Annotated in this window: 18 protein-coding genes; 9 read left to right on the plus strand and 9 right to left on the minus strand. The window is 72.4% G+C overall.

The genetic code is table 11. The features are described 5' to 3' along the window. The first annotated feature begins 208 nt into the window (after positions 1–208). The 6 genes from IEY37_RS09160 to IEY37_RS09185 all read left to right on the plus strand — a co-directional run bounded on the left by IEY37_RS09160 (position 209) and on the right by IEY37_RS09185 (position 12388). Positions 209–2659, plus strand: a complete 2451-nt coding sequence (locus tag IEY37_RS09160; protein WP_188941219.1) for a hypothetical protein — start codon at positions 209–211, stop codon at positions 2657–2659. Between the two features lie 70 nt (positions 2660–2729). Continuing rightward, a complete protein-coding gene (locus IEY37_RS09165) occupies positions 2730–4421 on the plus strand; it encodes a sensor histidine kinase (RefSeq protein WP_188941220.1) in 1692 nt (563 codons plus the stop codon). Beyond that, positions 4418–5089 carry a response regulator transcription factor gene (locus tag IEY37_RS09170; protein WP_229674218.1) on the plus strand — a complete coding sequence of 224 codons (672 nt, stop codon included), beginning with the start codon at positions 4418–4420 and terminating at the stop codon, positions 5087–5089. Before IEY37_RS09165 ends, IEY37_RS09170 begins: the two co-directional genes overlap by 4 nt. Before the next feature lie 109 nt (positions 5090–5198). Continuing rightward, a complete protein-coding gene (locus IEY37_RS09175) occupies positions 5199–7925 on the plus strand; it encodes a helix-turn-helix transcriptional regulator (RefSeq protein ID WP_188941221.1) in 2727 nt (908 codons plus the stop codon). Between the two features lie 219 nt (positions 7926–8144). Continuing rightward, positions 8145–10514, plus strand: a complete 2370-nt coding sequence (locus IEY37_RS09180) for an MMPL family transporter (protein WP_188941222.1) — start codon at positions 8145–8147, stop codon at positions 10512–10514. Continuing rightward, a complete protein-coding gene (locus tag IEY37_RS09185) occupies positions 10514–12388 on the plus strand; it encodes a sulfatase-like hydrolase/transferase (RefSeq protein ID WP_188941223.1) in 1875 nt (624 codons plus the stop codon). The genes IEY37_RS09180 and IEY37_RS09185 overlap by 1 nt, the downstream gene beginning before the upstream one ends. A gap of 208 nt (positions 12389–12596) precedes the next feature. Here the strand turns inward: IEY37_RS09185 and IEY37_RS09190 are convergent, their stop codons facing one another. Further along, the gene (locus tag IEY37_RS09190) at positions 12597–13133 is read right to left on the minus strand and encodes an FAD-dependent oxidoreductase (protein WP_188941224.1); all 537 of its coding nucleotides are present in this window, start codon (positions 13131–13133) and stop codon (positions 12597–12599) included. 86 nt (positions 13134–13219) lie between these two features. Then, a complete protein-coding gene (locus IEY37_RS09195; RefSeq protein WP_188941225.1) occupies positions 13220–13756 on the minus strand; it encodes an FAD-dependent oxidoreductase in 537 nt (178 codons plus the stop codon). Positions 13757–14188: 432 nt separating this feature from the next. Between IEY37_RS09195 and IEY37_RS09200 the strand changes: the two genes are divergently transcribed. Further along, entirely contained in the window at positions 14189–17041 is a 2853-nt protein-coding gene (locus IEY37_RS09200; RefSeq protein WP_373298286.1) for an FAD-binding and (Fe-S)-binding domain-containing protein, read from the plus strand. Positions 17042–17257: 216 nt separating this feature from the next. Here IEY37_RS09200 and IEY37_RS09205 read toward each other — a convergent pair whose 3' ends face one another. Together IEY37_RS09205 and IEY37_RS09210 are read right to left on the minus strand one after the other, a co-directional pair. Further along, a complete protein-coding gene (locus IEY37_RS09205; RefSeq protein WP_188941227.1) occupies positions 17258–17488 on the minus strand; it encodes a hypothetical protein in 231 nt (76 codons plus the stop codon). Beyond that, the gene (locus IEY37_RS09210) at positions 17476–18891 is read right to left on the minus strand and encodes a hypothetical protein (protein ID WP_188941228.1); all 1416 of its coding nucleotides are present in this window, start codon (positions 18889–18891) and stop codon (positions 17476–17478) included. Before IEY37_RS09210 ends, IEY37_RS09205 begins: the two co-directional genes overlap by 13 nt. A gap of 280 nt (positions 18892–19171) precedes the next feature. Here IEY37_RS09210 and IEY37_RS09215 point away from each other — a divergent pair, with 280 nt between their 5' ends. Continuing rightward, a complete protein-coding gene (locus IEY37_RS09215; protein WP_229674219.1) occupies positions 19172–21583 on the plus strand; it encodes a DUF8508 domain-containing protein in 2412 nt (803 codons plus the stop codon). 33 nt (positions 21584–21616) lie between these two features. On the opposite strand, the gene IEY37_RS09220 is transcribed toward IEY37_RS09215, so the two are convergent. Continuing rightward, on the minus strand, positions 21617–22540 hold the full coding sequence (locus IEY37_RS09220) for an SDR family oxidoreductase (protein WP_188941230.1): 924 nt from the start codon (positions 22538–22540) through the stop codon (positions 21617–21619). A gap of 96 nt (positions 22541–22636) precedes the next feature. On the opposite strand from IEY37_RS09220, the gene IEY37_RS09225 reads away from it, so the two are divergent. Further along, complete coding sequence (locus IEY37_RS09225; protein ID WP_188941231.1) at positions 22637–23338, plus strand: TetR/AcrR family transcriptional regulator; 702 nt, start codon at positions 22637–22639, stop codon at positions 23336–23338. Here IEY37_RS09225 and IEY37_RS09230 read toward each other — a convergent pair. The 4 genes from IEY37_RS09230 to IEY37_RS09245 form a co-directional block, all read right to left on the minus strand. After that, positions 23280–24125: a PrsW family intramembrane metalloprotease gene (locus IEY37_RS09230; RefSeq protein WP_188941232.1), complete on the minus strand. Its 846-nt coding sequence runs from the start codon at positions 24123–24125 to the stop codon at positions 23280–23282. The genes IEY37_RS09225 and IEY37_RS09230 overlap by 59 nt on opposite strands. A 149-nt stretch (positions 24126–24274) precedes the next feature. Beyond that, positions 24275–25051 carry a DUF427 domain-containing protein gene (locus IEY37_RS09235; protein WP_188941233.1) on the minus strand — a complete coding sequence of 259 codons (777 nt, stop codon included), beginning with the start codon at positions 25049–25051 and terminating at the stop codon, positions 24275–24277. A gap of 236 nt (positions 25052–25287) precedes the next feature. Continuing rightward, positions 25288–25461, minus strand: coding sequence for a zinc transporter permease (locus IEY37_RS09240; RefSeq protein ID WP_188941234.1), 174 nt, complete (start codon positions 25459–25461; stop codon positions 25288–25290). A gap of 106 nt (positions 25462–25567) precedes the next feature. Next, the gene (locus IEY37_RS09245; protein ID WP_188941235.1) at positions 25568–26593 is read right to left on the minus strand and encodes an LLM class flavin-dependent oxidoreductase; all 1026 of its coding nucleotides are present in this window, start codon (positions 26591–26593) and stop codon (positions 25568–25570) included. Between the last annotated feature and the right edge of the window lie 43 nt (positions 26594–26636).

A 26636-nucleotide genomic window follows, 5' to 3' on the forward strand; every position in this document is an offset into this window, starting at 1 on the left:
TGTATCAACCGTCCCGTGCCGATGCTCGGTGGCACCGCGGTCGGCGAACCGGCCGGCTCGCGACGTCCCGTTGCCACCGTCTCGGCGCAGTGCGACAGGAGGCCGACTGTCCATGTCCATGACCGACGAGCGGGCGACCAGCGGCGAGACGCCGGCCGGCCGAGAATCGCAGGACGATCACGACCGGTCCCAAGGACCGCAGCCCCCGATGCCGTCGTCCTCGGCCATCGAGGAGCGTGGCCGGCGGCTCGGGGTGTACGCGTTGGCTACCGTTGCCACGAGCGGGGCGGTACTCGCCCTGGTGCTCGTCGTCGACGGGGTCACGGCCGGTCGCACGTGGCACCAAGGGATCTCGAATCCGGCGTTCCTCGTGACGGCCGGCCTGACCGTCGCCGTGGCCGTGACCGCCGTGCTCCGCCGACTGGCGCTGGCGGTGGTCGTGTCCATCGGTTCCCCACGGGTCCCGGCTCCGGCGGACCCGGCCGGCGGCGGACCGGGCGCCGGCCGGGGCGGCGGTGCCGCGGGGACGGCACCGCAGGACCGGCCGGACACCGTGATCTGCTGCTCCGGCGGCGGCATCAAGTCGGCCTCGTTCTGCCTCGGAGCACTCCAGGTACTGAACACGCCGACCACCCCGGGGGAGACGTCCACCCGGTACGAACGGGCCGATGCCGTCGTGGCCGTCAGTGGGGGTGGCTACACGGCCGCCGCCTTCGCCGCCCGGTACGCGCAGCCGGACCGGGATCGGAACCAGCGCCCGTTCGCCCCCGGCGGGAGCGACGTCGCCGAGCTCCGGCGCAACACGAACTACCTGGCCTCGACGGCGCGGGCGCGCTTCGACCTGGTGTCCTGGCTGTTCCTCGGCATCCTGGTGAACCTGCTGATCGCCGGCGCCGCCGTCTGCGTCGTCTCCTGGCTGCTCGTCGAGCACGTCCGTCTGGTGGGGCTGGTCGACGTGTCCGGCGGCGAGCACGCCCGCTGGCGGTTCGATCCGGGCGGCCGTTCCGCCATCGGGCTGTTCTGGATACCGAGTGCGCTGGCCTTGTCGTCCTTCGTGACGTTCCTGTGCTGCCAGCTGTTCCCGGGCCGACTGCGGCGCCTTGCGGACGGGATCGCACGCCGCCGACGCGACGGGGCGTCCCGCTCCGCCGACGGCTGGATCGGTGCGGCCGCGGCCTGGCTGGACAACACCCCGAACACGCTGCTCGCGATCTCCGTTGCCGTGCTGGTCTTCTATCCCGGGGTGCCCTGGCTCGCGTGTCTGCTCCACGACTTCTGGCTTGCCCATCCGCTCGGCAGTTGGGCCGGCGGCATCACCGTCGCCGGCGTCCTCTCGGCCGTCAGCACGGTCGCCGCCCTCGTCAGGTCGTCGATGAAGGCGACGGCCGTCGGGCACGACTCCTCCGTGGGGGCACGCATCCTGGCGTTCGTCCGCAGTCGTCTGGCGCCCAAACTGGGCGTCGCGGTGGCCGGGCTGCTCGGCTTCGTGCTGCTGGTGGCAGAGACCTCCTGGCTGCTGGCACCCGGTCGTTCAGCCGCCCTCGTCCTGACCGTCGCCTCGGTCCTGACGGCGGTGACGATCTTCCTGTCGGCCAACAGCACCTCGATGCACACGTTCTACCGGAACCGGCTGGCCAAGGCCTTCCTGCCCGAGGCGCCCCCGACACCACCGGGGTCCGAACCGCGCCGCGGCGCCGCACTCGCGGTGGCGGCGCGAGGGGAGTCCGGACTGCACCCGCACCCACGGCTGGTGCTCTGCGCCACGGCCAACGTCCAGGACGGCGACCTGCTGCCGACCGCGCGGAACGGGACCACGTTCGTTCTCGGTGACGAGATCGGTTTCACGGACGAGACGCTCGGCGATCTGTCGGGGACCGGGTGCCTGCCGACCGGGGACTGGCGACCGTGGAATCTGTCCCACGACCCGATGACCCTCGACACGGCGATGGCCATCTCGGCGGCGGCCGTCGCACCGCTGGCCGGTCGGGCCGACAAGACCTGGGGCGCCTACCGCCTGCTGCTGGCGCTGGCGAACATCCGCCTCGGCGTGTGGGTCCGCAATCCCTGCTGGATGCGACACCCGACCGACGCTGTCACGGGGTCCTGGCGGAAGACCGTGCTGCGGCTCGACAGGTGGATGGGGGCCCTGACGCCGTTCCAGGTCGTCGCCGAGGCGTTCGGGACGGCGAGCATCTACCGGCCGTTCCTGTACCTGACCGACGGCGGCCACTACGACAACCTGGGTCTCGTCGAGGGTCTGCGCCACAGGCCGCGGGAGATCGTCCTGCTGGACGGATCGGGCGACGCCGAGGACACCTTCGCCGGGATGGGCGACGCCATCGCGTCGGCCCGGATGGACCTCGGAGTCGAGATCGACTTCGAGCCGGGACCGATGCAGCGCGGCGCCGGGGAGCGACCGGCGCGGGCCTGGACCTCCGCGACGGCCACCTGGCCGGGTGGGGCGACGACCGTCATCCACTACCTGAAGTGCGTTCTCCCTCAGGGCCTGTCCTGGGATCTGGAAAGCTATCGGAAGCGGCATCCGGGGTTCCCGGTGAGTCAGTACACGTACGAGATGTACGACGAGTTCGACTTCGAGGCCTACCGCAACCTGGGCGCCTCGGTGATGACCCGGGCGCTGGCCGCCCACTGGTGCTGAGCCGGTGCGGGGGTCGGCAACGCAGCTCCGGCCTTGGCGGGGTCGCACCACCGCCACCGTGGTGGCCGTCGTGACGATCGCGGCCAAGGTGGCGTTGTCGGCGCCGCGGTTGTCGGGTGCCGCGGCGTCCGTCGCGATCACCTGGCTGGTCGTCAGTGCGTTCGCCGTCACCGGCCTGGCTCTGCTGTCCACCGGCCTGCCGTCCGCCGCCGGGTGGGGATGCCTGTGGGTGGCTCTCGGCACGCTGCCCGGTGACCTGAACAACGACGTGTACGCCTCGGCGGGGCTCACGCCGCTCGGCTTCGTCCTGGAGCCGGTGTACCTGCCGCTGGCCGTCGCCCTGGTGCTGCGGTACCCGAGCGCTCGCCTCACCGCCGGCGGGCGCCGGATGGTCGTCGTGCTGGCGGTGTGGGCGGTCGCCACCCGGCTGCTCGCGGCGGGCACCACCGGGCTCCGTCCGGACGGCTTCCGGCGGCCGCCGCACTGGCCGTCGGTCCGCTCACCGTTCTGGCACGACGTCGTGGCCGTCGACCTCGGCCGCGGAGGTACGGCGGCGCTGCTGGTCGTCGCGGCCACGGCGATCGTCGTGCGCGTCGTCCACGCGCCGGGACTGACCCGGCGGGCGGCGCTCCCGCTCGCCTCGGTCGGCGTGGGCTGCGCCGCGGCCGCCGCTGTCGACCAGGCCGTGTGGGCCTTGGGACTCGCCGGTCCGGGGCTCGCGGCACCGGCACTGGTCCGCGACCTGCTGGCGGCCACGCTGCCGGTGACCTTGCTCGCGGACCTGCTCCGTCGCCGCATCGCTGCCGCCGCGGTGTCCGAGCAGGTGCTGGCCGCCGCCGCAGGCGCCGACCTCGCCCGGCTGCAGACCACCCTGCGCTCGGTGCTCGTCGACCCCGCACTCACCGTCGCGTCGCCTGCCGCGGGCACCGGGGCCGCGGCCGCGGAGCGCCGTCGCTGCGACGTCCGGCAGGACGACGGCACCCTCCTGCTGATGGTCGACGTCGACCGCCGGTTGGCGGAGGACCCGGTGCTGGACACCGCCCTGCACGCCGTCCGGGTGGGCATGGAGAACGTGCGCCTGGCCGGTGAGCTGCGCGAGCGGGTGGTCCAGCTCGAGGCGGCCGGCGCGAGGATCGTGGAGGCCACGCTCGAGGAGCGCCGGCGGATCGAGAGAGACCTGCACGACGGCGCTCAGCAGGGCCTGCTGGCAGTGGCGGCCACCCTCGCCCGCAGTGATCTGGTGCCGCTCGCCGCGCTGCCCGCGGTCGTGGCGGAGGCCCGGTCGGGGCTGCGCGCCGCGCTCGCGGATCTCCGGGCCTTCGCCCGGGGAGTCCACCCGACCGTGTTGACCCAGCAGGGACTCCCGGCGGCGGTGCGCAGCCTTCCGGTGCCCGGTGACGTGCGACTGGACCTACGACTCGACGACCGGCTCACCGCGCACCGACCTCCGCCCGACGTGGAGAGCGCGCTGTTCTTCGTCGTGGCCGAAGCGGTGACGAACAGCGTCCGGCACGCGGCGGCGGAGTGCGTCCGGGTGTCGCTGCAGTGGGACGGAGTGGTCGTGCGCGCGGTGATCACCGACGACGGGACGGGCGCCGTGCGAGTGGTCCCGGGTGGAGGTCTGGCCGGGTTGACCGACCGCATCCGGGCTCTCGGTGGCGCGCTCGACGTCCACGCGGATCCCTGTCCGCAGCACGACCGGTCGGGGAGCACGGTGCTGGCCGAACTACCCGTGCCGGGCGGAGAGGACGGGAGTCGATGACCGATCCGCTGACCGTCGTGCTGGTCGACGACTCGGCACTGTTCCGGAGCGGCCTGGCCGCCCTGCTGCGGGCGGCCGGCATCGTGGTCGCCGCGGAGCTCGACTCGGCGGCGGGTGTGGCGGACGCCGTGACGACCCACCGGCCGGATGCGGTCGTCCTGGATGCGCGCATGCCGCCCACCCACACCGACGAGGGCATCCGGGCGGCAGTGGAACTGCGGCGGACCGCGGCCGGTGTCGGGGTCCTGGTGCTGTCCACGTATGCCGACGGCGACTGGGCCAGGACGCTGTTCGGGGCCGGTGCAGCCGGAACCGGCTACCTGCTCAAGGACCGGGTCGACGACACCGCGGCGCTGATCGACGCCCTGCGCCGGGTGGCGTCGGGAGGCAGTGCGGTGGACCCGGAGATCGTCGCCCACCTGCTGCAGCACCCGGCCCGCCGGTCCCCGCTCGGCGTGCTGTCGGAGCGGGAGACGCAGGTCCTGCAGCTGATGGCGGAGGGACGGTCGAACGCCGGGATCGCCGCCGCGCTGTACCTGTCGGCCAGGACGGTCGAGGCCTACGTGGCCTCCGTGTTCACGAAGCTGCCGATCCCCGGCGACGACAGGACGACGAATCGCCGCGTCCTCGCGGTGCTGACCTACCTGCAGGACCGCGCCGGCGGTTGATCCGGTGCTGTCCGCGGGCGTCGGTCTTCGCTCCGACGGTGACGGCTCGTGCTCGTTACCATCCTGGCGTGCGGACGCGTGCGGCAGCGCCGACCGGGAGCGCGCCGGCGTGACCGGCGCGTCGTCGATCGTCGGACGGACCGCCGAGCTCGCCCTCCTCCGCACGGCCCTCGCGGCGGCCGACTCGGGGCGGTCCCAGTTCGTGCTGCTGACCGCGCCGGCGGGGATGGGCAAGAGCACTCTGGTCGAGGCGGCGCTGTCCGCGGTGCCGCACCGGCTGGTGCGGGTGCTCGCCGACCCTCTGGAATCGTCCACCGAGTACGGCGCGCTGGCCCAACTGGCCCCCGTGCTGTCCGGGGCGGCGGCCGCCCCCTGGCCACACCTGGCCGCCGGAGCCCCCGTCGGGGCGTCGGTGCTGGCGGTCGGCGCGGAGCTGGTCCGGGTGCTCGGCGATCTCGAACCCGGCCGGCTGCTGGTGCTGCTCGTGGAGGACGCACAGTGGCTCGACGGCGCGACAGCGGCGGCGGTGCAGTTCGCTGTCCGCCGGCTGACCGTCGAGAGGGCCCTGGTCGTGGTGACGACCCGCGGCGGAGTCCGCTCGGTGGACCTGGGCTGGCAGCGGCCCTCGACGGCCGCCGGGTCGGGCGCCGCCGTCGAACTGGGACCGCTCACCGAGGACGACGTGGCCGAACTGGCACGCCGGCACCACGGCCGCCGGCTGGCGCCCGCCGCGGCCGCACGGCTGGCCGAGCAGACCGGCGGTCACCCGCTGCACGCCCGGTTGATCGTGGAAACCGCCTCCTGGGAACAGCTGTCGGCCGTCTCCGGCCCGCTCCCGTTGTCCCGCAGCCTCGCCGGTGCGATAGCAGCGAGCTTCGAGGCGCTGAGCCCTGCTGCCCGATCCGTGGTGGCAGCGGCGGCCGTGGTCGGCAGGCCGGTGGAGATCCGCATGCTGCAGGCCGTCGCCGGCGTCGCCGACCCGACCCCCGTCGTCGAGGAAGCCGTCGCCGCCGGTCTGCTGCGGGAGACCCTGACAGCGTTGGGGCGCACGCTCGGCGTGCCTCACCCCCTGATCGTCACCGCCGTGCGCGACGCCCTGGAGCCGGCGCACCGGCGGGCGATCGAGGCGGCGGTCCTGCCGTTCCTGTCCGGGGAGACGGCGTTGCGTCACCGCCTCGGGGCCGTTCAGGGCTACGACGAGGCGCTTGCCGTCGAGGCGACCGAGGCGGCTGCGGCACGGGAGCTCGTCGGACATCTCGACGGCGCCATCGGCCTGCTGCTCTCCGCGGCCGATATCTCGCCGGACCCCGAGCTGCGCGCGCGACGGTTCCTGCGGGCGGTGGGCCTGATGGCGACACAGGGCGACATCGTGCGGGCGTTCAGCTGCCGTGCGGACGTGCTGGCCGCCCCGCCGTCGAGCGAGCGGACGGTCGTGCTGGCAGCGCTCACCCTGCTCGCCGGGCAGTTGTCGGCCGGCCGGGACCTGCTGGCACAGGCCCGCCAGGAACTGGTGGAGACCCCGGACGCCCGGCTCGAGGCATCGGTCAGCCTGCTGGAGGCCACCCGCAAGGTGCTCACCGGCACGGACGGCATGGCCGACGTCGACGGCGTGCTCGCCAATCCGGGTGCGCACCCCGCCTGGCGGCAACTCGCGCGGGTGCTCGGGGCGATGAGCCAGATGATCGCCGGGCGTCCCGAGGACGCGGTCGCCATGGTCCAGGTGCCCCCGGCCGTGGGTGGAGTCCTCGACAGCGGGGACGTGCCGCTGCTCGCCACCCGCGGCGGTATCCGGCTGTGGACCGGTGACGACGGGGCGGCGGCGGCGGATCTGGCGCTCGTCGAGCAGCACATCAGGGCGGGCCGTCCCGTTCCGGCCCTGCTGGCGCTCTCGCTCGCGCTGATCGCGGAGTGGCGCCTGCTCTCCGGGCACTGGACCGAGTCGATGGCCACGGTCGAGCTGCTGCTGGCCGTGGAGGAGGGCGACAGCAGGGCGGTGGAGCGTCCCATCGTCCATGCGGTAGCCGCCAGGGTGCTCGCGGAACACGGGCAGGACGAGCGGGCACTCGAGCAGCTGCAGGCGGCGCGTGCCTGGACGGAACTGCTCGGGTCGCAGACCAACCGGGTGTACGTCGCGATCGCCGCGGCGGTCCAGGCGTTGCTGAACGGCGATCCCGCGGCGGCAGCCGCGGAGCTGGATGCCGTCGAACGGCCCGAGATCCAGTTGCGGGCACGGGAACGTCGACTCCTGCGCGCATCGGCCCTGCTGGCCGCGGGCAGTCCGGGACCGGCCGCTCGGGTCGCCGGCGACGTCGTCGGCCACCCGGGATCGGTGGCGGCGGAGGCCCTGGTGGTGCTGGCGGAGGCGACGCTGGCGGCCGGCGACCTGCCCGACGCCGATGCCGTGCTGCGCTCGGCGTCGTCGGCGATCCCCGCCGACAACGCTTTCCTGCGCGCCCGGGAGGCCCAGGTCCGCGGCGAGATGGCCCTGCGCACCGGCAATGTTCGGGCTGCGACGGCGGCGCTGACCGTCGCCCGGGGGCTCTTCGCCGGGATCGGGGCCTGGCCGCGGGTGGCGCAGTGCGAGAACCGCCTGGCGGACCTGCAGAGCGACCGGCCGCCGGCCGGTGGTCCTCCGCTGCTGAGCGACCGGGAGCTCGAGGTCGCGCGGCTCGTCGCCCTGGGCCTGTCCAACGGCGAGGCCGCCGCCCGGCTGTACGTCTCCCGCAAGGCCATCGAGTTCCACCTGACCAACGTCTACGCCAAGCTCGGAATTTCCTCGCGCCGGCAGCTGGCGGATCGACTGCAGCGACTCCTGGGTTCACCGACCGGACGGTGAACGCGCCGACGGTACGCAGCCCGTCGGGTCGCCGCCCCGAGGAATGGTCCCAGGGTCCCCAGTCCGCTCCCTAGTCTTCGGGTCGCGCACTCCCAGTTTGCCTGCTTCCCTCTTCCGGGCGGCTGTACGGCGCTGACAGAGTCGGGCGGCCGGCGGTCCGGGCAGATGCCCTCCCGCCACGGCGCACCTCATCCGGCTCCGTGAACGGGATCCCCTGCCATGAATCAGTTCCTCGACGCCCTCGGCCGGTTCAGTGCCCGGCACCGGTGGTCCGTCCTGCTGGTGTGGGTCGCGATCCTGGGTGCGCTGCTGGGTGTCCGGGCGGTCGCGGGTGGCACGTTCGCCAACGACTACTCGGTGCCCGGCAGCCCGTCCGCCGACGGACTGGCGGTGCTGCAGCAGGACTTTCCGCAGCAGGGCGGCTACGCCGGGCAGATCGTCTTCCACGCACCCACGGGCGCGGTCTCCGCGCAGACCGCGGCCGTCAACACCGCCATGGCCGACGTCGCGAAGCTGCCGCACGTCATCGCCTCCAGCAGCCCGTTCGCGACCCCGGGCTCGCCGCAGGTCGCCCGGGACGGCACCACGGCCTACGGGACGGTCTCCTGGGACGTCGTCCCCGCGGGACTGGACGAGCAGTACCTCGCCGACCTCGACGCCGCGGTGCAGCCGGCCAGGGCAGCGGGTCTGGAGGTCGAGTACGGCGCCGGCGCCGGACAGATCGGCCAGGCCGCCCACGACCTGACCTCCGAGGTCATCGGCCTGTCGTGCGCACTGCTGTTGCTGCTGTTCATGTTCGGCTCGATCGTCGCCGCTGTCGTCCCGCTGCTCTCGGCGCTGTTCAGCGTGCTCGCCGGGCTGTCGCTGGTGACCATCCTGGCCTCGGCGGTCACCTTCCCCACCACGGCACCGACGGTGGCCACGCTGCTGGGTCTGGGCGTCGCCGTCGACTACGGGTTGTTCCTCATCGCCCGCCACCGCGAGAACCTCGACCACGGCATGGGCGTCGTCGAGTCGGTCGGACGGTCGACGGCGACGTCCGGTGCGGCGGTGGTGGTGGCGGGCGGCACGGTCGTCGTCGCCATCCTCGGCCTCTACGTGTCCGGGGTGCCGTTCGTCGGGTCCCTCGGGCTGGCGTCGGCGATCGTCGTCGCGGTCGCGGTGCTCGCCGCCATCACCTTGATGCCGGCGTTCATGGGGGTGTGCGGGCAGAACGTCCGCGCCTTCAAGGACCTGCGCGCTGCCCGTCGTGCCCGGTCGGCCGGCGAGGTGCCGGACGCGGTGTCCGCGGCCGCACTGATCGCGGCGGCGGATGCGGCGCACGAGCAGAGCCCCTTCGCCCGCTGGGGCCGGAAGGTCAGCAACCGGCCGACGCCCTGGGCCATCGGTGCCACGCTGGTGCTCCTCGTGCTGTGCCTGCCGGTGCTGTGGCTCCGGCTCGGCCAGCTGGACGCCGGTACCAACCCGACCACCGACAGCAGCCGGCGCGCCTACGACCTCGTCGCCGACCACTTCGGCCCGGGACTGAACGGACCGCTCAGCGTGGTCGCGCAGGTCCCGGCCGGGACCTCGCCCCAGGACGCCCAGATACTGCTGACCGGGCTGCAACAGACGCTCGGCTCCACCCCCGGCGTCGCGGGCGTCGGCGCCCCGGCGATCAACACCGACCAGACCGTCGCCGTGCTGACCGTCGTGCCCACCACCGGCCCGCAGGACGAGGCGACCACCGACCTGGTGGACCACCTCCGGGACTCCGTGCTGCCCACCGTGCCGGCACCGACCTACGTGGTCGGAGCGACCGCGGGCTACGTCGACTTCACGGCCAAGGTCGCGCAGCGCATGCCCTGGTTGATCTTCGGCGTGGTGGCGCTGTCGTTCCTGCTGCTGCTGGTGGCGTTCCGGTCGCTGTTGATCCCGGTCAAGGCGGCGATCCTCAACCTGCTCTCGGTGGGCGCGGCCTACGGCGTCGTGGTGGCCGTGTTCCAGTGGGGCTGGGGATCCGGCCTGATCGGCATCCACGAGCAGTTGCCGATCCCGGCCTTCGTGCCGATGCTGATGTTCGCGATCGTGTTCGGGCTGTCGATGGACTACGAGGTGTTCCTGCTGTCCCGGGTGCACGAGGGATGGGTGCGCACCGGTGACGCCCACCGCAGCGTCGCCATCGGCATCGGCGGCACCGCGAAGGTCATCACCACCGCCGCCGCCATCATGGTCGCCGTCTTCACCAGCTTCGTGCTGAGCACCGACCCCACGGTCAAGATGCTGGCCGTCGGAATGGCCGCCGCGGTGCTCATCGACGCCAGCATCGTGCGGATGGTCCTGGTGCCGGCGGCGATGTCGCTGCTGGACCGGCGGGCGTGGTGGCTGCCCCGCTGGATCGACCGCTGGACACCGAACCTCGACATCGAGGGCACCGCGCACCTGGCCCGACTGGAGGCGCAGGCGGAGCACGCGGCCGGCGATTCCGCCTCCTCGTCACCGACCGGTGACGCACCCGCGGCCGCCACCACGGCGGCCCGTGCCGACGACCCGGTGCCGGCGACCGCCGGCACCACCGCCCGCTCCATCGCACCGAGAGAGGACCACTGATGACCCAGGACCCGGAGGACCGGCCCGGTATCGGACGGCGCGGCTTCCTCGCCGGCACCGCCGCCGCCGGCGCCACTCTCGCGTTGAGCGGGCTCTTCGAGGGCACCGCCGCCGCTGCCGAGAGCCCGACCGCGGCGCCGAAGCACCAGTACAGCCAGCCGAACATCGTGCTGATCGTCGTCGACGAGATGCGCTACCCGCGCGAGTTCCCCGCGGGCATCAAGGACGCCGACCAGTTCATCGCCACCTACATGCCGAACCTGCACCAGCTGTGGCGGTCCGGCGTCAAGTTCGGCAACCACTTCACCAACGGCACGGCGTGCAGCCCGGCCCGGGCGACGTTCGTCACCGGCCTGTACCCGCTGCAGCAGTGGCTGCTGGCGACGCGGACCGGCACGGCGGACCAGCCCGCGCCCTCACCCGCGCTCGGCCGCGGCTTCCCGACCTACGGAAAGCTGTTGCGGCAGGCCGGCTACCGCACCCCGTACGTCGGCAAGTGGCACCTGTCGCCGTCCGCGCGCAACGGCGCCTACCTGCCGGAGTACCTGTCGCAGTATGGGTTCGAGGGACTCACCCAGCCGGACATCCTGGGCGACAACGGGGACGGCTACTACTACGACGGACAGATCGCAGCCCGCGCCGCCTCGTGGTTGCAGGCGACGAAGCCGGGCCAGCAGCCCTTCTGCCTGACGGCGAGCTTCGTCAACCCGCACGACAAGCAGTTCTTCTGGGCCGGCACGGAGGCGGACCGGTACAACGCCCTGTACGCGGACAACAACGCCGCCCCGCTGCGTCCCTGGAAGCAGATCCCGACGGAGGACACCCCGCAGCGGTACGGGTACCGCCACGTCCCGGCCAACTGGGAGCCGGAGTCGGCGTTGGCCGACAAGCCGTCGGCGCACGCGTTCGCGCGGGAGGTCCAGGCGCTGGTCTGGGGCGGCGTCACGGACAGCAGGAAGCAGACCGACTTCACCCTCCAGCCGTACCTGGACGGCTCGAAGAAGCAGTACCAGATCGGCACCGCTCCCTGGAACTACTGGGAGCGCTCGCTGGACAGCTACACGCAGATGATGGTCATGGTCGACCAGCACATCGGCACCGTGCTGAACTCCGTGCCCAAGGAGGTCGCCCGCAACACGGTCTTCATCATGATGTCGGACCACGGCGAGTACGCCGGCGCCCACGGCATGGTCTCGGGCAAGATCGGCACGGCCTACGACGAGGCTTTCAGCGTCCCGATGGTGGTCGCGGACCCGCGGGGCGTGCTCACCGGCGACATCCACACCGTCCGGCAGCAACTGACCTCGAGCGTCGACCTCTTGCCGATGCTGGCCACCATCGCGCACGGCAACCGGAGCTGGCTCAGGGGCGACATGGCGCAGATCTACGGCGAACGGTTGGACCTGCTCCCGCTGCTCAAGAGCAACAAGGCCCGGGGGCGCAGCCACCTGGTCTGGGCCAGCGGCGAGCAGCCGCCCAAGGCGCTGAACTTCGACAACGTCCCGCTGCACATCTACGTCATGCGGACGCACGGCTACAAGGTGGCCGCCTACGCCCGGTGGTTCGAGAACACCACCAGGATCGACCCCAAGTCGCTGCAGTACGAGTTCTACGACTACGGCACCGAACGCGGCCGCCTGGAACTCGACAACACCTTCCACTGCGACCGGCGGGCGAAGGCGGCGGCCAGGGAGCTGCTGACGGTCCGGGTCCCGCTCCAGCTGGAACGGCGGCTGCCACCCGCGTACCAGCTACAGAGCGACGCCGCCAAGGCCCGCTACCTGGCCTATCAGGCGTTCCTGGACCGGCTCAGCGACGGCCAGCTGCGCGACGGTGGCATCGCCCGGTTGACCGCCTGGGGGGCCAACTTCTGATCGTGCGGTCAGGACCGGCCGAGCCGCGGAACCCGACGCCCGTGGCCCGGCCGGCCTGATCGCGTCGACGGGTCCACCCGCGGTCCCGACAGCCGCGGGTGGACCGCTCGGCCGATACCTGGGAGGGCGCCCGCTCGGACGCTGACGCCGAGCGGGCATGCGTGGTCGAGCATGTACGGCGCCGCCCAGGATGCGTCTCCCGCCTCGCTCAACTGCCGCCGAGGATGCGCTTCCCGCCGTCGAGTATTCGCGTCGTGACCGCAGGATCGGGCTCGGTGCTGGTCTCGCCGATCTCGTGACTGCCGCCGAAGACCACCCCGTCGCTGCGCGGGAACATGTAGAGGTCGTTCTTCGGATCGATGTATCCGCGGTCCAGTGCGGGCTGCGGTCGCAGCAAGAGGATCTGGCCCCGTACGGGCGTCAACTCGTTGTCGCGGAACAGGAGTTTGGCGCCGAGGCCGGTGCAGTTCACCACGAGAGGCTGCGTCAGCGATTCGAGCTCGCCCGTAGCGGTGAACGACCGGACGTTGATCTTGCCGCCCGCGAGGCGAACGTCCTCCATCAGCTTCGGGAGGAAGACGTTCGTCTCGGCGATGAGCGTCGGCACGCTCGCCGCGTACGGGGTGGTGAAGGGATGCTGGCCCGGGCCGAACTGCGTCATCGGGTAGAGCTCCGGCGTGACGGCGAACTCGGCCGGGGGCTTGATGGGCGCGTCGCCGAGCACGTACAGGTCGAACCACTTCACTCCGTACTCGGGGCGCCCGACGAACGGTTGGAAGTAGCGGTGGGCGTAGCGCGCGGCGAACTGTAACTGGGGGAGGAACGGCCCGCTCAGGTCCCGTCGGCCACGTCGGTGACGCCGAACACCCCTGCCGCGACGTTCGAGGTGGTGTCCGGCGGAAGGGCTGCCGCATAGATCTGGACGTCGAAGCCGTGATCTTGCAGCAGACGAGCCGTGGTGAGACCGATGACGCCACAGCCCAGCACGGCCGCCGCCCGGTGCGGTGTCCGCAGGGCGAGATCGAGCGCCATCTTCGCGGTGCCCCAGGACAGCGTGACGCCGCACCCGCCGTGACCATAGTTGTGGATCACCGTCTTGGTACCGATCCGTTCCGAGCCGACCCGGAAGCCGGACGAACGGAACGGCCGCAACCCCGCGACCTGCTTGATCACCCGGTCTTTGCTGACGTCGACGACCGGTTGACCACCGGGAGGTGCGTCGTCCGGCTTGGCGTTCGTGACGCATCCCGCGAGTGCGCCGGCTCCGGTGACGGCGAGCAGCCCTGTCAGCAAGGCGGTTCTGCGCGTGAACTCGGTGCTCACCTGAGGTCTCCTTCCGTAGGACACACGTCGGGCGGGCAGACGCATGCGCGTCGAGTGTGGTGACCCTCGGGCGACGGTGAAATGGACCCAGGTCGCCTCGCCGCCGGCGGGTTGAACCGACGGGACACGAGCGGTGCGGTGGGAGCGTGAGTCGGTCGCGGTGGGTGCTGGTCCGGTCGAAGACGGTGTGGCGTGGTGGCCCGACTGAGTTGTGCCCACGTCGGTCGTCGGAGAGGTCCGTCCAGTCGCTGATCCCGACCCGGACCCTGACTGAGTAGCACGACTCCTGATCGCAACGCGAGTACGGGCCCAGCCCTCAGGGAGGAGACAGAGACCGGGACCGGACCGGGGCTCGACCTCACCGAGGGATCGGGCTCAGCCCCCGATTGGCCGCCTTCCGCTGCTGCCACCGGCCGACGCCTACCATCGGAAACCGGCCCGCCGGTCTGCGGCGGCGCCGTCCTCGCGACGACAGGGGTGCCCGTGACCGCCACCGCAGCGCCGGCCGGGCGGTCCGCCGAAGCCTCCGCCGGGACGGAGCTGGCCGAGCGGCTGCGGACGGCGCTGGGCGACTCGTCCTGCCGGGTCACGGGCCGGTCGCTGGACCTGCTGGCCCGGGCCCACGACGCGTCGCACTACCTGCTCCATCCGCAGGCGGTCGCCGTCCCGCAGGACACCGTCCAGGTGGCGGACGTGCTGCGTGCCTGCTCCGCGCTCGGCGTGCCGCTGACCTTCCGCGGTGGCGGCACGTCGCTGTCCGGACAGGCGCTGTCCGATTCCGTGCTGGTCGACGCGCGGACCGGGTTCCAGCGGCTGGAGGTGCTCGACGACGGTGCGCGGTTGCGGGTGCAGCCGGGGGTCACCGTGCGGTCGGTGAACGGCCACCTGGCCCGGCACCGGCGTCGCCTGGGACCGGACCCGGCCAGCGAGGGCGCGTGCACCGTCGGCGGGGTCATCGCCAACAACTCGTCCGGGATGCAGTGCGGGACGGAGCTGAACACGTACCGGACCCTCGAGTCGATGGTGTTCGCGCTGCCCTCCGGCACGGTTCTGGACTCGGCGGATCCCGCCGCCGGCGCCCGCCTCGCGGCTGCGGAGCCGGAACTGCACGCCGGGCTGCTCGCCCTACGGGACCGGATCCGGGGCAATTCCGAGTCCGTGGCGACCCTCCGGCGGCTGTTCGCGATCAAGAACACCATGGGCTACGGGATGAACGCGTTCCTGGACCACGACGACCCGGTGGAGATCCTGGTCCGGCTGCTCGTCGGCAGCGAGGGCACGCTCGGATTCGTCGGCTCCGCGGTGTTCCGGACGGTGCCGGTGCTGCCGCACGCGGCCACCGGCCTCCTGGTCTTCGACGGCCTGCAGGCGGCCTCCGAAGCGGTACCGCAGGTCTCGGCCGCAGGTGTGGCCACCGCAGAACTGCTCGACGCGGCGTCCCTGCGGGTGGCGCGACTGGATCCGGCCTGCCCGCAGCAGATCCGCCGATTGGACACCGACGTGCTGGCGGCGGGCGGGTACGCGGCTCTGCTGGTGGAGCTGCAGGCCTCCGGACCGGACGAGCTCGCCGATCGGCAGGACGCCGCCCGGCGGGACCTGTCCGGCCTGCGGCTGGCCGCCGCCACGGAGTTGACCTCCGATGCGGCCGAACGGGCCTCGCTCTGGCACACCCGGAAGGGCCTGTACAGCGCCGTGGCCGGCGCCCGGCCGTCCGGGACCAGCGCACTGCTGGAGGATGTCGCGGTCCCGGTGGACCGGCTCGGTGCACTCAGCCGCGGCCTGACCGAGCTGTTCGACGGGCACGGCTACGACAGCTCGGTGATTTTCGGTCACGCCCGCGACGGCAACCTGCACTTCCTGCTCAACGAGCGGTTCGACGAGCCCGCGTCGATGGCGCGGTACGAGGCGTTCACCACCGAGATGGTGGACCTGGTGCTGGGTCTCGGTGGCACGTTGAAGGCCGAGCACGGGACCGGTCGGATCATGGCCCCGTTCGTCGAGCGGCAGTACGGTGCCGAGCTCGCCGAGGCGATGCGGCAGGTCAAGCACCTGGTCGACCCGCAGGGTCTGCTCAACCCGGGATCGGTGCTCACCGACGACCCGCGCGGCTACCTGCAGGATCTGAAGACCACGCCGACGGTCGAGCCGGAGGTGGACCGCTGCGTGGAGTGCGGCTTCTGCGAGCCGGTGTGCCCGTCCCGGGCGCTGACGACGACGCCGCGGCAACGCATCGTGCTGCGTCGCGAGATGGCCGCCGCGCGCGAGCGTGGCGACACGGACCTGGTGGCCGAGCTGGAGCGGGACTACGACTACGACGGCGTCCAGACCTGCGCGGTGGACGGCATGTGCCAGACCGCGTGCCCGGTCCTGATCAACACGGGCGACCTGGTGCGGCGGTTGCGGGCCGACGCGGCCACGCCGACCTCCCGGCGGCTGTGGAAGGCGGCCGCCGGGCACTGGTCGGCGGTGTCCCGGGCCGGGTCGCTCGGTCTGACCGCGGCCGACAAGCTGCCGCCCGCGGTGCCGGTGACGATCACCAAGGTCGGTCGCCGGTTCGCCGGTCACGACACCGTGCCGCTCTACGACCCCGGCCTGCCGCCGGGCGGGCGACGCCGGCGCGAGCTGGACGAGGCTGCGGCGCAGGCGGTGCTGTTCGACGCCTGCGTGGGCAGCATGTTCGGCGGCGGGGTCGGCGATGCGCTGCGGACGCTGTGCGAGCGGGCCGGGGTGGCGCTGCGGACGCCGGAGCGGCCGAACGGCCTGTGCTGCGGCACCCCGTGGAAGTCCAAGGGTCAGCTCGACGGCCAGCACAGGATGTCCGCGCTGGTCCGGAACGCGCTCCGGACGGCGACCGACGACGGCCGGCTGCCGGTGGTCGTCGACGCGAGCTCGTGCGCGCAGGGTCTCGGCCAGCTGGTCACCGGTGCCGGTTACCGGGTGGTGGACGCCCTCGACTTCGTCGCGGACGAGGTGGCGCCGCGGCTGACGGTGACCCGCCGGGTCCCCGCGGTGGTGGTGCACCCCACCTGCTCCACCACGGAGCTCGGCAGCACCGCGGCTCTCGTCCGGCTGGCGCAGCTGGTGTCCGACGACGTCACCGTGCCGGTCGACTGGGGCTGCTGCGCCTTCGCCGGCGACCGCGGCATGCTCCACCCCGAACTCACCGCGTCGGCCACCGGACCGGAAGCGGCCGAGGTGGCCCGGCTCGCCGCGCGGGGTGTGCGGACCGAGTACGTCTCGGCCAACCGCACCTGCGAGATCGGCATGGAACGAGCGACCGGGCAGCCGTACCGGCACGTGCTGGAGGTGCTGGAGGAAGCGACGCGGTAGGGGTGGGTGCAGGGCGGCAGCAATCGAAGTGATCCGGGCCTACCGGTGGGCGTCAAGCCGGTCACGGATCCGGGCGGCTGTCGCTCCACTTGCCGGCCCGCTCACGGCACCGACGGCTCTGCGCCTTCGTCGCACCCGGCTGCGGCTGCCGGCCCGCGATGACCACCCGCCGGTACTGTGCCGTGCCGCCCGACATCTACGTTTGGCCAGCACGTTTCAGGAGAAGATGCTGAAGGTGTCAGGGAAGGCGCCGGTTCTCTCACGGACAGTGAACACTCGGCCGGCGACGCGTTCGGCCAGCCATTGTTCGTCGGGATTCCTGGTGTAGACGGAGGCGTAGTCCGCCGTCGGCACGACGATTTTCGTCGTCTCACCGTCGTCGTCGACCTCATAGGTGAGGTCGTCCCCGTCCCGTTCGATCAGCCGAGCGTGGATCAGGATCGCCACGGGTTACCTCCTCGCCGATGTCTGGATTTGATGATGGCATGCCAGTCGGCAACGCCGTTGGCCCGCGCGTGGGCGTCCACGTAGGTCGACCCAGGATGGTCGCGCAACCAGGATGATTCGTACAGCTCGTGGTGCAGGAGGACCAGGTCACTGTCAGCCGGACTTCCTGCACGCAGTCGGTACCACGCTTCCGCGATGTCCGGGTCAGCGTCGAACCGGCCGAGGACCACGGCGCCGTCTCCGTACTCAAGCACGTGTTCGTCCGTGAAGAGATGCCTTTTGATCTGCTCCAGGTCGCCTTCGTCGAGACGGTGCCCGTCCGGGAGCACGACAGATCTCGTGTTGGACGCTATGAGCGCGGTGTCCGACGTTGCACGTATCTCGTCGTAGGAGGCCTCCGCCCATCCGGGAACCTTCGTGGGATCGCCTGGTCGAATGATGCGTCCGCCGGTGATGCGCTCGGCGCCCGTCCACCCTGCAGGCACAGCGCCCCGGGCCGTCCGCCCGACCGCTGCCACCTCGCCGGCCTCGCGTCGCAACCCGCGGAGCGCGGCGCCTGCGGTGCGGCCGCCGGGGACCACGCCGACCGCGTCGAGGGCGATCTCGGTCCACGAGCCCTCGCCCGTGGTGATCTTGACGGTGGCGTCCACCGCGACGGCGACGCCGCCGGCGGCGACAGCGACGGCGGCCATGCCGGGGACGAACGACAGCATGGCCGCGACGGAGGCGACCTCCTTGAGCACCGACGAGATCTCCAGCAGCGCGTCGGCGTGGTCGCCGACCCACGAGGTGATCGACCGGCCGACCCGGGTCCAGAACCCCGGCGGATCGGCGAAGCGTGACGCCCGGGCCCGCTCCACCGCGTCGACGCAGCGCTGGACCGCCGCATCGTGCTCGGCCCGCAGCGCGGTCACCGCGTCGACGGTCTCCTGTAACGCGCGATGCGCCCGGTCCAAGGCCTGCTCGGCCACCGGCGTCGATGATCGGTAGCCGTCGTCCGCGGGCACCCGCGTCCCGGCCGGCTGGGACGCCGCGGCCTCGGCGTGCGCCCGGTCGGCCGCCCTTCCCGCCGCGACGTCGTCCTGCGCGCATCGCACGGACGCCTCGCGGTCGCCGGCCTGCGCGGACAGCGTCGTCAGGCGTCGCTGCACCGACTCGAGGTCGTCGGCGTACGTGGTGAGGACCCCGCCGACGAGGTGCCAGGCGTCCGAGGTGGCGACCAGGCACGGCGGCAGGTCCCCCGACATGCGCTGCGCGTACAGCTCGGCCTCGTCGCCGACGAACTCGCCGGCGTCGAGCGACCGGATGCGCCCCGCCGCCGACCCGCAGGTATCCCCGAAGCGCACCCATGCCCGCGCCGAGTCCCGGATGGCGGGCGGGTCACCGCCCAACGCCGCCGTCACCATCCCACCTCCCGGCGTCCGTCCGCGGGGACCCGCGGTCGGAGCAGGACGGTAGGGACGGTCGGGTCCGCGAGGCCGTGGTTGTCCACATGCCGCTGGTGGCGGGCACGACAACACCCGTGGCGTCCGACGTTTCGGCGCCGCGGTATCGGTGCGGTGTCGCGCCCGCCGTGAGCGTTTCGGGCGCCGGAGGACAAGCCGTTGTCGGACCGACACGTTACGTTCACCCCGCGCGCCCACCATGCGTGGACCGCACACCGTTCCAACGGGGAGGAACACCGTGATCCGTCGCTCCACACGCCTGCGCACCGTCGCCGCCGGGGCGGCGGTCGCCCTCGCCGGCACCGTCGCCGCGGCCCTGCCCGCCGCGGCAGTTCCCTCGAACGGTCTCGTGATCGACGAGGTCTACGGTGGCGGCGGGAACAGCGGTGCCAGCTACACCCGCGACTTCGTGGAGCTGCAGAACCGCGGGACGGAGCCGGTCGACCTCACCGGCTGGTCCATCCAGTACCACTCGGGTTCCGCGACCGGGAGCTGGCAGGTCACCCCGCTGACCGGGACCGTCGCTCCCGGCGGCTACCTCGTCGTGGCCGAGGCTCAGGGCGCCGGCGGGACGACCGAGGTGCCTGCCCAGGTCACCGGCAGCATCGCGATGAGCGCCTCCTCCGGGACGGTCGCCCTGGTCGCCGCCACGACCCCACTGACCTGCACCGATTCCGCCTCCTGCGTCACCGCGAGCACGGACCTGGTCGGGTACGGCAGTGCAGCGATCGCCGAGGGCACGCCGGTCGGTGGCGCGTCGAACACCCAGTCGGTCGGCCGCGGCACCGCACCGGACACCGACGTCAACGCCACGGACCTGGCGGCCGGCGCTCCGACGCCCGGCGCCGTGAACGCCGGATCCACCCCGCCACCGACGCCACCCGAGCCCGGACCCGTCCGCATCCACGATCTCCAAGGCCCCGGGTTCCGGTCGCCGCTGGTCGGGCAGGCCGTCACCGACGTGCCCGGCGTGGTGACCGCCGTCCGCGCAACCGGGTCCAGTCGCGGCTTCTTCCTCCAGGACCCGACGCCGGACGCCGACCCCGCGACCAGCGAGGGAGTGTTCGTCTACACCAGCGCACCGGCGGTGTCCGTCGGCGACTCCGTTCTGGTCAGCGGCCGGATCAGCGAGTACTACCCGGACGCCGCGCCGGCCGACGCCCAGACGCTGTCGGTCACTGAGATCACCGGCCCGACCGTCACGGTGCTCGCGCACGGCGCCGCACTGCCGGCTCCGGAGGTCGTGACACCGACCACCGTTCCGGACGTGTACGCGCCGGACCTCGGTGGCGGCAACCTCGAGGACACCCCCGTCACGCCCAGCCGGTCGGCCCTGGACTTCTGGGAATCGCGCGAAGGCATGCGGGTCCAGGTCGACGACGCCCGAGTGGTCGGGCCGTCCAACCAGTACGGCGAGCAGTGGATCACCACCAAGCCGGCGCAGAAGCCTTCGTACCGGGGCGGAACGCTGCTCACCGGCGAGAACGCCACCCCGTCGGGCCGGATCCAGCTGGTGCCGCTCGTCGACGGCCCCGACGTCGCGGTCGGCGACGTGTACGCCGGCGCCACGGTCGGACCGGTGGACTACTCGCAGTACGGCGGCTACCTGATCGCCGCGACCCAGCTCGGCGCCGTCGTCCGCGGGGGCCTCGTGCCGACCGTGGTGCGCGCCGCGTCCGCGCGGGAGCTGACGGTGGCCACCTACAACGTCGAGAACCTCGACCCCACCGACCCGCCGGCCAAGTTCGCCGCCCTGGCGCGGGGGATCGTGGTCAACCTGGCCGCGCCGGACATCGTCGCGCTGGAGGAGGTGCAGGACGACGACGGTGCCGCCGACGACGGGGTGGTCACCGCGGGGAAGACGCTCACCGCACTGACGGACGCCGTGGTCGCCGCCGGAGGCCCCCGCTACAGCTGGCGGGAGATCGACCCGGTGGACGACCAGGACGGCGGGGAGCCCGGCGGCAACATCCGCACCGTGTTCCTGTTCGACCCGCACCGGGTGTCGTTCGTCGACCGCGGCGCCGCCGGCGTCGACCGGTCCACGACCGCCACGCAGGTCGCCGGATCCGCCGGCCGGCCGGCACTGACCCTCTCACCCGGCCGCATCGACCCGACGAACGCCGCGTGGAGCTCCAGCCGCAAGCCCTTGGTCGGGGAGTTCCGGTTCGGTGGGAGGACGGTCTTCGTCGTCGCCAACCACTGGAACTCCAAGGGCGGGGACGGCAACGCCGACGGCCGCTTCCAGTTCCCGGTCCGGTCCTCCGAGACCCAGCGGCAGCAGCAGGCAGCGCTCGTGCACGCCTTCGTCGTCGCGATACTGAAGAAGAACCCGTTGGCGCAGACCGTGGTGCTGGGCGACCTCAACGACTTCCAGTTCAGCCCGGCGCTGTCGGTGCTGCGGACCGGCCGTGCCGACGGCCGCGGCGTCCCGGTGCTGGTCGACATGATCCAGACGCTGCCTGCGAACCAGCGGTACACCTATGTCTACAACGGGGTCTCCCAGGTGCTGGACCACATCCTGCTGACACCCGGGACGTTCCTGCAGGGCCGCGTCGGCTACCAGGTCGCCCACATCAACAGCGAGTTCCCGGATCAGACCAGCGACCACGACCCGCAGGTGGTGAGTCTGTTCGGCGCCTTCCGGTAAGCGCACCCGACCCGACGCCACGGCTGTGAGAGTTCACACCGGCGCGCCCACCGAGACGCCGGTGAGCCGCTCCGCCTCGACCCACAGTCGCCGCCCGAGGGCGGGGTCCGCGGCCCGTCGCGGGATCCGGGCCACAGCCGTCGGCCCGACCAACCCCCACTGGCCGCCCGGTCCGTAGTACCCGGCCGGGGCCGCGTCCGGGCTGGTCGCGGCGAACAGCAACGGTTCCGCTCCCTGTTCCACGCCCTGCGTCGGCAGGAAACGCAGGGCGTGGAGCACCGAGCGTTTCGGCCGATCGCGCCCCAGGCTCGCGCCCGCGGTCTGCAGGTTGGTCAGGGTGTACCCCGGGTGCGCCGCCGCGCTGAGTAGGTTCCAGTCCCGCTCGGCCGCGACCCGGGCCAGGTGCAACGCCGTGACGAGGTCGGCCAATTTCGACTGGGCGTAGGACCGCGACGGGCTGTACCGGCGCCGGGTCCACTGGAGATCGTCGAACCGGATCCGAGCGAAGTTCGCCGTGCCACTGCTCATCGTGACGACCCGCGGGGCAGTTGCGGCCAGCAGGAGCGGGAGCAGCCGGACGGTGAGCGCGAACGGACCCAGGAAGTTGCTGCCGAACTGCAGCTCGAAGCCGTCGACGGTCTCGAAACGCCTTGACGGCGCCATCACGCCGGCGTTGTTCACCAACAGGTCGACGGGCTCGCCGTCAGCCAGGAGTTCGTCGGCGAAGTCCCGGATCGAGTCCAACACGGCCAGGTCGAGGTGGCGGATCTGCACCTCGGCGTCCGGAGCGCTGCGCAGGATCTCGTCCCGGGCGACCGCGCCCTTGGCGGGAGTCCGCACGGCCAGGACCACCCGAGCACCGGCGGCGGCCAATCGGCGCGCGGACTCCTTTCCGGTCCCGGAGTTGGCTCCGGTGACGACGGCGAGCTTTCCGGACTGACGGGGCACTGCGTACATGCGTTCCTCCTTTACGAACCTGCGGTCTCTTATAGCAGGAACGTATCAGACCACTGGTCCCTTCGCAACGGACCGACGGTCTGTAGGGTGTGACCGATGACCTCGTTCCAACGCGCCCGCAGCGAGGACCAGCGGGAGCAGCGGAGAGAAGCGATTCTCGATGCAGCCGCTGCCATGTTGTCCGAGATGTCGGTCAACGATCTGACTCTCAACGAACTGAGTCGACGGGTGGGTCTGGCGAAGTCCAACGTCCTGCGGTACTTCGTGTCGCGTGAGGCCGTCCTGCTGGAACTCCTGCACCGTGCCTATCGCGACTGGGTCGCTGATCTGGCTCAGACACTTCCATCGGCCGTCGGTTCGGGACCGCTGGAGGTGCGGGTCGACCGGACCGCCGCTGTCCTGACCAGCTCCGTCGCCGGACGGCCCGTCCTGTGCGACCTGTGGAGCGCGCAGACCGGGGTGCTCGAGCGCAACATCTCGGCGGACGTGGCCGCGCGGTTCAAGCGATCCGCGCTCGACGACACCTCCGCGTTCGGCCGGGAGATCGTCCGGGTCGTCCCGGAACTCGGGGAGCAGGACGGCCTTCGGTTCGCCGCGGCCGCGGCCATGATCTTCGGTGCGGCCTGGACGCACGGGCGCCCGTCCCCGGCCATGCAGGCCGCGTACGACGCCGATCCCGCGCTCGCCGTGTTGAGCATCGGCTTCACCGACACCGCGCGCCAGCTGCTCGAGGTCCTGCTCAGCGGACTGCTGGCTCGTTCGGCGACGCAGGTCGGCGGACGTGCAGCTGGTGCGTGACGTGGGCCAGGGCGCCCAACCCGAGGACCGCCAGGACGATGTAGCCGGTCAGCGTGCCGATGCTGTCCCAGGCGGTGTGCAGGCCGACGGCGACCGCGAACACCAGGACGAAACGCAGCACCGCGCGAGCACTCCAGCGCTCCACGGCCGCCATCCACAGCGCGGCGGCGGTGAGGCCCGTCCACGCCATGTGGCCGGCCGGGCTGAGCACGCCCCGCTCCATCAGCACGCCGCCCACCGCGGTGACGTTGCCCCGGGTCACGATCAGGGTGACGAACGCGTAGCCCATCGTCTCGAGCACCGCGAAGCTGGCGCCGCTGGCCACCCCGACCAGCAGGCCGTCGGCAGGCGTCCGGTAGCGGCCCCACAGCAGCAGCAACGCCGGCAGCACCAGTTTCGCGGTCTCCTCGATCAGTGCCACGCCGACCATGGGCAGCGTGCCCAGCCGGCGGACGGTGTCGTACTCGACCGTGCCGGCGACGATCACCCCGATCAACCCGCCGACCAGCGCGGCGACGGCCAGCACCCCGCCGGGGACATCGAACGCCAGCCGCCGGCTGTAGATGAACGCCAGGAAGGCCGCCGGGACCACCAGCGCGCCGACGAGGATCAGCGCCGGCAGCAGGTTCGGGTTCTGGGTGCTGAGCAGGGTGTGCCGCAGTGCTTCGAAGATGGCTGCGCCGACCAGGAGCACGGCCAGCCACGTACCCCTCGGCAGGCTGCCGGGACGGGTGCCCGGGATGACGGCGGTCCGTTCGCCCGCCGCGGGGTGGTGGTACAGGCTCATCGCGGATCTGCTCCCTGTCTCGGAACGCGGCACCGGTTCCCGCCGCACGTCGGGCCACGCGAATGCAGCGTTCCCTGGACCGGGCGCCCGCGCCCGACCCCCAACGACCGGCGGGGTCGGACTCCCGGCACGACGTCCGCGCGAGAGCCTCAGCTGGGTCGGTTCTCCGCGTCGCTGAAGGGCGACACCGGCCGCGGCTGCGGCACTCCGTCGACGGTGATGTCGACCAGCTCGTTGTAGAAGGCGACGCGACCGGCGATCTCCGACACGGCGGGGAACGGCGTGCTGTAGCTCCACGCCGCGTCCGCGAGCCGATCGCCGGACGGCCCGACGACGTCCCAGTACCGGTCGGCGTCGCCCTTGTACGGGCAGTGGCTCCGGGTGTCCGCCGGCACCACCGCGGACCGGACGACGTCCTCGACCGGCAGGTAGTACCGCGTCGGCAGGTGCGTCTCGAACAGCAGGACGGGGTGGTGCGAGTCCGCGACGACGGTGCCGTCCACCGACACCGTGACGTGCCGGGAGCTGGGCAGCGCATCCACTCGGTGGTACGGGTCACGCGGGTGCCCGGCGACGACCTCGTCCTCCTCCAGCCAGCGGTCCAGCAGGCCGGGCTGCCAACTCACCACGACGCGTCCCGCCAGCGCCGGATCCTCCCGGATCCACGCGGCGTGCGGCAGCCGCCGGTCGCCGACGACCACGTCGAACCACCGGGAGACCGGCCCCTGCGGCAGGAAGAAGAACGGTTGCCGCGGTGGCTCCCCGGTGGCCGGCTGCAGCACACCGTCGGCGACGTCCCCCTCCGGGACGGCGTAGAACGGCACCGGGAGCCGGTCCTCCCAGAACAGCAGCGGGTCGCGGGTGTCCACGACCACGGTGTCCCCGACGAACCCCCGCACCCACTTGCCGCACGGTTCCGTCCGCATCGCCACACCTCCGTCCGGTCGGGTCGGCCCCGGTCGGCGGACCCTTCCACCGGACCCTAGGACGGTCGGCCACCGCGGTCGAGGGCCGGCAGGGACGGTGACCACCGCGCGCGGCGGGCGGCCCGGCGACCGGTCACCCGCAGTGGGCAGTCCGGCAACCGGCCGCCCGCCGCGGGAGCAGTCCGGCGCGCGGCCGCCCGCTGCGCGACCCGGCGACGGGTCACCCACCCGGCAGGTCAGTCGCCGTGCTCGTCCCAGTGGTCGTCGTGCTGGGCGTGGCGGTGACCGTCGTGGATGTAATCGAAGTGGTCGTCGTGCGACACCGCCTGGTGCCCGCAGTCGACCCCGTGCAGGTGGTTGGCGTGCTCGTCGTCGTGCTGGCGGTGCGTGGCCGGTTCGGTCGTGCTCATGGTCGCCTCCTGGTCGTCGGTGCCCGGCCGCATCCTGCTGCCGCCGGTCTCGGGTCCGTTCCCGTCGTGTGGTTCCCCGGGAGCCGGGGACCCACCGGGTCCCCGGTCAGTTCCCGCGCATCCACCCCAGCGCGGGCCCGAGCCGGGTCGCGATGTCGGTGAGGATCTGCACGTAGTCGTCGTGGTCGAAGGTGAACGGCAGCGCGAAGGCGACCTCGTCGATCTCCCGGAACGCGGCGTGCTGCTCGAGCCGCTCGGCGAGCTCGGCGGACGGGCCGACCAGGTCCGGGGCGAACAGCATCCGCGCCGGGCCCTGCGGTCGGGCGGTGCGCGGGAGCCGGCTGCGGGCGTACGCCTGGTACTTGTCCCGCTGGTCGGTGGATGCCGAGTCGGTCGGGATGACCACCAGCCCCTGGGAGACCCGGGCCCGGTCACCGTCCGGGTGGTGCTGCCGGAAGGTCCGGACGTGCGACAGCTGGATCCGGGCGAAGTCGGCGTCCTCGTCCGGCACCTCGGCCTTGACGACACTGCTGGTCAGGAAGTTCATCCCGTTCTCGCCGGCCCACTGCGCCGACCGCAGGCTCGCGCCGCCGTACCACATCCGGCGGCCGAGACCGGGGGAGTAGGGCTGCACCCGGTCCGAGAACACCTCGATGCCCTCGACCCCGGCGACGCTCGTCGCCTGCTCGCCGCGGACGTACCGGAGCAGTCGCCGTACCCGCTCGTAGGAGAAGTCCTCGGCGTCGGCGGTGTCCGGGTACAGCGCCTCCTTGACGGTGTCCCAGTGCATCGGCGGGCCGACGCTGACCCCGGGGTTGAGCCGGCCGCCGGTGAGCATGTCGACGGTGGCGAGGTCCTCGGCAAGCCGCAACGGGTTCTCCCAGCCCAGGGGGATGACGGCCGTGCCGAGCTCGATGCGGCTGGTGCGTTGCGATGCCGCCGCCAGCACGGCCACCGGGGACGAGATACCGTACTGCAGGTGCCGGTGGCGCACCCAGGCGCTGTCGAAGCCGAGCTGCTCGCCGAGCTGGATGATCGAGAGCGTCGACTCGTGGCCGGGTCTCGGGTCGTCCCCGTCGAACAGGCCGATCGTCAGGAACCCCAGGCGGCGCAGCGGGCGGGACTCGGACATGCACATCTCCTGCGGTCAGGGACCTCCGCGGGCCGTTCCCGGT

This window comes from Nakamurella endophytica (assembly GCF_014646215.1).
GTDB lineage: Bacteria > Actinomycetota > Actinomycetes > Mycobacteriales > Nakamurellaceae > Nakamurella > Nakamurella endophytica.